8 protein-coding genes are annotated in these 6783 nt (G+C 36.5%); 1 reads left to right on the forward strand and 7 read right to left on the reverse strand.

All coding sequences use genetic code 11. The features are described from left to right. The 3 genes from F6K40_RS41025 to F6K40_RS24700 form a co-directional block, all read right to left on the reverse strand. Nucleotides 1-93: type II toxin-antitoxin system PemK/MazF family toxin (locus F6K40_RS41025; RefSeq protein ID WP_365672685.1), on the reverse strand; the 93-nt coding region annotated here is incomplete at its 3' end. A 26-nt stretch (nucleotides 94-119) separates the two neighbouring features. Next, entirely contained in the window at nucleotides 120-365 is a 246-nt protein-coding gene (locus F6K40_RS24695) for a hypothetical protein (RefSeq protein WP_293139748.1), read from the reverse strand. Nucleotides 366-857: 492 nt separating this feature from the next. Then, a complete protein-coding gene (locus F6K40_RS24700) occupies nucleotides 858-1436 on the reverse strand; it encodes a Uma2 family endonuclease (protein WP_293139749.1) in 579 nt (192 codons plus the stop codon). Nucleotides 1437-1441: 5 nt separating this feature from the next. Between F6K40_RS24700 and F6K40_RS24705 the strand changes: the two genes are divergently transcribed. Next, a complete protein-coding gene (locus F6K40_RS24705) occupies nucleotides 1442-1582 on the forward strand; it encodes a hypothetical protein (RefSeq protein WP_293139750.1) in 141 nt (46 codons plus the stop codon). A 100-nt stretch (nucleotides 1583-1682) separates the two neighbouring features. On the opposite strand, the gene F6K40_RS24710 is transcribed toward F6K40_RS24705, so the two are convergent. The 4 genes from F6K40_RS24710 to F6K40_RS24725 all read right to left on the reverse strand — a co-directional run. Then, nucleotides 1683-4343, reverse strand: a complete 2661-nt coding sequence (locus tag F6K40_RS24710) for a tetratricopeptide repeat protein (protein WP_293139751.1) — start codon at nucleotides 4341-4343, stop codon at nucleotides 1683-1685. Nucleotides 4344-4527: 184 nt separating this feature from the next. After that, nucleotides 4528-4920, reverse strand: coding sequence for a hypothetical protein (locus tag F6K40_RS24715; protein ID WP_293139752.1), 393 nt, complete (start codon nucleotides 4918-4920; stop codon nucleotides 4528-4530). Between the two features lie 119 nt (nucleotides 4921-5039). Then, nucleotides 5040-5984 carry an Rpn family recombination-promoting nuclease/putative transposase gene (locus tag F6K40_RS24720; protein ID WP_293139753.1) on the reverse strand — a complete coding sequence of 315 codons (945 nt, stop codon included), beginning with the start codon at nucleotides 5982-5984 and terminating at the stop codon, nucleotides 5040-5042. Between the two features lie 278 nt (nucleotides 5985-6262). After that, nucleotides 6263-6783: Rpn family recombination-promoting nuclease/putative transposase (locus F6K40_RS24725; protein ID WP_293139754.1), on the reverse strand; the 521-nt coding region annotated here is incomplete at its 5' end.

The raw sequence follows: 6783 nt of genomic DNA on the forward strand, positions 1-6783 counted from the left end.
TATCTGAATATAAATGTTTGAAGTATCATTTTGCAAAATTAATGCCGGACGAGTTTTTTTGATTTCTGAACCAAGACTAGGGTCAAAATTCACTAAATATATTTCTCATCTTTGAGGATTTATTGATTGATTTTTTCCCATGCTTCTTCTTCTAGTTCATACCATTCTTCGGCTAATTGCAAATCACGTTCTGCTCGTTTTATCGCTCCGATGCGTAGTTCTTCTTTGAGATTTTCTGATAAGTTTTGCTTGATGTAAAAATTTAGAGCTTTATTAATTAATTGCTCCAGATTTTCTTGAGGCATTGTTTCCTCAATTAATTGCATTGTTGCTTCTGGAATAGTAATGTTAAGTTTTCTGTCCATAGGTGGCAAAAAAATCCGTTAATTATACACTCTTATAAAGATTGATGTAAAATTTTTAGCACATATTTGGAATAGTGTCAATGGGGAGCGTTGGCGAAGCCTAGCGGCAGCTATATCGCCAAACTGACAAGAAAAATCATCCGTGTATCCGTGGCATAATCAGTGTCTAGCTAATGGGGAGCGATCGCCAAACTAACAAAAAAATCATCCGTGTATCCGTGGCATAATCAGTGTCTAGCTAATGGGGAGCGATCGCCAAACTAACAAAAAAATTATCCGTATATCCGTGGCATAATCAGTGTCTAGCTAATGAGGAGCGATCGCCTCTGAATCGGGAGTCACGAGGGAAGAGTTGGAGTCGCCTATGTCCCTCAGATAAAATTGATTTTAAATTACCATTATTCAACTATTCTCTAAAGACGATTTCTCCATGTCTGATTTTATTTACAAACTCCATTCATCTTTAGATAAATTTAGCTATGAGCAAAGATTTTAATCCTTAGCTATCCCAGGAACTTTTTGATAGATTAATTCAATCTGACAATTAAAATCTAGACTAGCAAAATTAACTTTTTCTCCCCTATTATAAGTTTGAGAAATCCAAATTCCTTCTTCATTTTTCCGAAAACATTCTATACTCATCTCAGACTGACTAACTAATACATATTCTTGTAAACTTGTAGCAGTTTGATAATCAGTAAATTTACCTCCTCTATCAAATTTAGCTGTGCTTGGAGACAAAATTTCTATGATTAAAGACGGATAAAGAATAAAGTCTTCAGTTGAACTTAAATCCCGTTCATCACAAGTTACTACCACATCAGGATAATAATAACAATTAGCAACTTCAAGTCGAACTTTAATATCCAAAGGAAGTACAAGACAGTCATTATCAAGAAGATGATTGCCTAATAATCTGTCTAAATTACTAGCAATAATAACGTGGGGTTTCTTTGCCCCTACCATTGCATAAATTTGGCCTTGTCTATACTCATGTTTAATCGGACTTTGTTGCTCTCCTGCTAAATAGTCTTCTGGAGAAACATAGAATTGATTTTGGTTAGCTATCATTGGGTTTGACTCTGCTATTTTTACTGTTATATTATATCATAATTATAGTGGGAAAGAGCGATCGCCAATTTCAGTTATCAGTTATCAGTTATCAGTTGGGAGCGATCGCCAAACTGAAAAAAATCATCCGTGTATCCGTGGCATAATCAGTGTCTAGCTACTAGGGAGCGATCGCCTCTGAGTCAGGAGGGAATAGTTGCGATCACCTATTTCCGTCAGAGAAAATTAATTTTAAATTACCATTATTCAACTATTCTCTAAAGATGATTTCTCCATTTCTGATATTATTTGCAAACTCCTTTCATCAGATAAGTCCTCTTGTCTGTTTTCTCTGAGAACTTGCTGTAAAAAATATAGATAGTTTTTCAGAAAAGTTTGAGTATTTGGATGTTCTGCTCCTAGCAGTTCCTTTCCCATCTCCAATGCTTCTAGATACAGAAGTTTTGCTTCTGTATATCGCCCTTGGTAGTAGTAAAGTAATGCCAAATTGTTGAGACTCATGGCAACATCAGGGTGTGAATATCCTAGCAGTCGCTTTTTCATCTTCAATGCTTCTAGAAGCAAAGGTTCTGCTTCTTTGTATCGCCCTTGGGAGTAGTAGAGTTTTGCCAGATTGTGGAGACTCATAGCAACATCAAGATGTTCTGCTCCTAGGAGTTGCTTTTTCATCTTCAATGCTTCTAGAAGCAAAGGTTCTGCTTCTTTGTATCGCCCTTGCTCTGAGTATAGCAACGCCAGATTGTTGAGACTGTTAGCTACATCAGGATGTTCTGTTCCTAAGAGTCGCTTTGTCATTTCCAAAGCTTGTAGAAACAAAGGTTCTGCTTCTGTGTGTCGCCCTTGGTCTGAGTAGAGTGCTGCCAGATTGTTGAGACTGTTAGCCACATCAGGATGTTCTTTTCCTAGGAGTCGCTTTTTCATTTCCAGAGCTTCTAGAAACAAAGGTTCCGCTTCTGTATATCGCCCTTGGAAGTAGTAGAGTGTTGCCAGATCGTTGAGACTGTTAGCCACATCAGGATGTTCTTTTCCTAGGAGTCGCTTTTTCATTTCCAGAGCTTCTAGAAACAAAGGTTCCGCTTCTGTATATCGCCCTTGTTTGGAGTAGAGTATTGCCAGACTGTTGAGACTGGAGGCAACATCATGTAGATGACGTAGATGCTCAACTCCCGAACGAACGCGAGTAATATTTGAGCATTGCTGACCCCAAGATTCTGCTAGTTCATATAATCCCTGACCTTCATATAATCTGGCAAACCCGGAGAACCGCGAGGTCAAATTTCCAAGCCACTTTTGCATCTCAATAGATAAAGCTACTTCTTCTATCTCTGCTTTTACTGGAGTCTCAGGAACTTCATGTAGATGCTCAACTCCCGAACGAATGCGAGTAATATCTAAACATTGCTGACTCCAAGGTTCTGCTAGTCCATATAATCCCTGACCTTCATAAAATCTGGCAAGTGCGGTGAATGGCAAGGTCAAATCTTTATCCTCAACCCACGATCGCATCTCCGTAGCTGTCTCAGTCAAGTGAGGAATAGACAAGCTTAGTTTTTCTATGTCTGCTTTTACTGAAGTCTGAGGAACTTTTTTTGCTTCCACCACCATACCCCGACAAAACTGATACCTCAACTGCTCTGCTTTTTTCATCTTATTTAACTTGTCTCGGAAATATAGACGTACTAATTGATGTAATTGAAAAGTTTCCTCCACCGTCTGTTGAATCAAGTTTAAGCCTAACAAACTATCTTCCCTAACATCTTCCAAAGTCCTTAACTCTAGTACATTTGCTTTTCTCTGAGGAACCAATGATGACCACAACTGTGAGAAAGTAGGAAACCATTTCTGCGTAATTTCTTCCTCCTGACTTTCACCTCCAGACAAACACTGTTCCACCAAACTCCAAGGAATAGGAGCTAAGGCAAACATACTCAAGAAACAACCCAAATATCTAGCTCCCTCATCCAACTCCCGCCAACTTAATTCCAAAGCAGCTTTCACTCCTCTTTCCGCCGTCATTTCTCCCCATGGTTTCTCTAGCGCAGACGAATCTAAAGCTAGCTTCTCCAACTCCTGTATCATTCTTGCCAACTTCCACCCAGATCGTTGCACCTTGAGAAAACTTCCCACCAATTCTAACCCCAAAGGTAAATATCCCAACCACTGACATAGTTGTTTAGCCTCCTCTCTTTGCTCTGCCACGCGAGACTCACCAATTAACGCCTCCAACAACTCCAAAGCAGAACCCTCATCCAATACTTCCAAACGCAAATTTTCAAAAGATGCTGACAGCGAATATCTGCGGGTAGTAATTAGCGATTTGAAACGTTTTTCCTGTGGGGGTAAATAACGTTTAATTTCCTCATACTTATCCACATCATCCAAAATAATTAGCACATCTCCCGCAGGTTGCCAGTTCGACCAACAGTATTCAAGCTGGTCTTCTAAATTCCAATCTTCTGGGGGAAATAGCCCTAGTTGAATCCGAGCAAATTTTAATAACTGTTCTAGAACACTCCTTTCCCGAACCCCTATCCAGCAAATACCACCAGGATAAGTCAACTCCCTTTTAGATAAGAGAGCGTACTGGAGAGCCAATTCTGTCTTGCCTACTCCTGCCATCCCCTTGACTTCTGTGATAGAAACTCGCTCCTTTTCCTGAAGTTGGTCATGTAATGTTTTGAGGTCTCCATCTCTACCGACAAACTTGACAGCACCAGTGCGTAGTTTATTCAGGTTATTAGGAAAATTTGCCGGCTCCCCCTTCCTTGGCAGTCCCTTTGTTCCGGTGTCTAAATAATTGATTGTATTAGCAAACGTTGAGTTAATAATATTTCCCTTATTGACACCTATACCAGTACCTACATAATTTTTATTGACGTCAACTTTATCTCCAGTATTTTCTGACATATTTGTACTTCTTTATAATTTAAAATTTGACATTCTCAGGACTTATATAAAATCTGGATAATTACTATATCCAAGTCATTGCGACTTACACTCGTGGAAGATTTACAAAGCATTCCGTAAGGATAGCAATCTCCTCAACCCCTGAGATTGCTTCCTCTCGTCGCAATGACAACTGTTAAAAGTTTTATTCAACTGCTTTTTCTTTATTCTTTTGCCAATCTTCCAACGCTCCAATAATAAAACTACTAGCAGGATGATTAAGTAATTGTTCAACAGCAGCAACTCCACCAGCTTTTATAGCACTGAATATTCTTTTGGCTTTAGTTGGATGATTATCAATTTGTGTAATTACTTCTGCAGCAATTTTCATTTTACCAGCCGTTGTATTTGATGGATAAGTTTCATCTAGTTGCTCTAGTAATTCTTGAATATCTTTTGCTGCTTCTGCTAAATTTTGCTGCTGAGATTCATTAATTTGAATAAATTTTGACTTTTCAATTTTTCCTATGTTAATACCTACACCAACATCCACATAATTTTTATCTATATCAACCTTCTTTTCAGTATTTTCTAACATATTTGTATCTCCTTTTTAGGATTGCTATGTTGTGATTTAAGTTTAACACAACAAAAAATCAAAAGTCAGATTTTAGAGGTTTCAAACTTTAACCAAGATGTTTGAAACCTCAACTGAATTTATAGATTTTCCAACCAACTCAATAAATCTGCCAGACTATTAAAATCAAAAAGTGCCTTAACTAAACTTTCTAAATTTTCACTCTTTAAATTAGAAATCTGATTACTAATATCTTGATCAACCTCTCCAAAACGTTGATTAACTAACAACATTACGACTTCAGCTTTACCTTCAGCTCTCCCTTCAGCTCTCCCTTCAGCTTTACCTTCAGCTCTTCCTTCAGCTCTGCCTTCTTCTTTTGCATAATTTATTTTCCCTCTTTCATCTTGCAACATCATTGCTCGTTTATCAAATTCCTCTAATTCTTCCCTACTATAATTAGCTCGATTAGCAATATTTAGAGCCCGTTCAATTTCTGGTACTTCCCCTAAAGATTCGGGAATTATATCCAATTTAGCAGTTTCCTTTAAAAAGAAAATCCACTTATCAATTAAACTCTGTAAATCCTCTAATTTTTTCTGAAATTTTGGTAATTCGACAAATATTAATTTTAAATTTTTCCCTATATAAGCAACATTCTTTTTCTCCTCTTTAAAGACAAACTTATTGATTGCTTCGGGAAGTTCATCAAGCATCTTAAAATCAGTAATTGTCACAGCTATTACTGGATTTAGCAGAAAATAAAGTTCACCCTTTTCTAATTGATTAGCATAAGTTTTACACAAATTATAATCTACCCGTTTATCAAAGGCTTGCATCCGAGAAACTTGCATTTCTATAATCACTATTGAATTGTCAGATAATGTAGCTCGAATATCTAAATAACTATCTTTTAAAGATTCTACTTGACCAGGATTATAAGGATTTTGAATTGTTAAGGATTGGATGATATTTTCACCATCATAAATAATGGCATTCAGAAAACTGATAAGTATTTGTTGAGATTGATTAGAGCCGAATATTTTTTTAAAGGCATAATCAACTTTAGGACTGATAAATTTCATAATCGTTTAGCAATAAGTAGATTTCTAATCATCTATAGTAACATTCTAACTGAAGATTTCACAGAATAAAAATCAAGTCATGCATTCACGCATTATGGTTTTAGAGGTTCCCAACCTCAACTTTGACGTTTTCAAGGTAAAATTAGACGTTCCAAACCTCAACCTAACTGATATAGCGCTACAGATTAAGCTGAGGAAATTTCTAAATCCTTAAATCCTTTGAAATTCTACTATTCCCGATTCCCGATTCCAAGTAGCGCTATAACTGATAACTGAATTTACAGATTATCCAACCAACTCAATAAATCTGCTAGACTATTAAAATCAAAAAGTGCCTTAACTAAACTTTCTAAATTTTCACTCTTTAAATTAGAAATCTGATTACTAATATCTTTATCAACCTCTCCAAAACGTTGATTAATTAACAACATTACGACTTCTGCTTTGCCTTCTGCTCTGCCTTCTGCTCTGCCTTCTTCTTTCGCATAAGTTATTTTCCCTTTCTCATCTTGTAACATCACTGCTCGTCGTTCAAATTCCTCTAATTCTTTCCTACTATAATTAGCTCGATTAGCAATATTTAAAGCGCGTTCAATTTCTGGTACTTCCTTTAAAGGTTCTGGAATTATATCCAATTTAGCAGTTTCCTTTAAAAAGAAAATCCACTTATCAATTAAACTCTCTAATTCCTCTAATTTTTTCTGAAATTTTGGTAATTCCACAAATATTAATTTTAAATCATCCTCTATATAATCAACATTTTTTTTCTGCTCTTTAAACACAAATCTATTGATAGCTT

This window comes from Okeania sp. SIO3I5, assembly GCF_010672085.1.
Taxonomy (GTDB): Bacteria; Cyanobacteriota; Cyanobacteriia; order Cyanobacteriales; family Microcoleaceae; genus Trichodesmium.

Coding starts and splice junctions, on each gene's coding strand:
- F6K40_RS24695 (WP_293139748.1), bottom strand. CDS start 365: ATGGACAGAAAACTTAACATTACTATTCCAGAAGCAACAATGCAATTA.
- F6K40_RS24700 (WP_293139749.1), bottom strand. CDS start 1,436: ATGATAGCTAACCAAAATCAATTCTATGTTTCTCCAGAAGACTATTTA.
- F6K40_RS24710 (WP_293139751.1), bottom strand. CDS start 4,343: ATGTCAGAAAATACTGGAGATAAAGTTGACGTCAATAAAAATTATGTA.
- F6K40_RS24715 (WP_293139752.1), bottom strand. CDS start 4,920: ATGTTAGAAAATACTGAAAAGAAGGTTGATATAGATAAAAATTATGTG.
- F6K40_RS24720 (WP_293139753.1), bottom strand. CDS start 5,984: ATGAAATTTATCAGTCCTAAAGTTGATTATGCCTTTAAAAAAATATTC.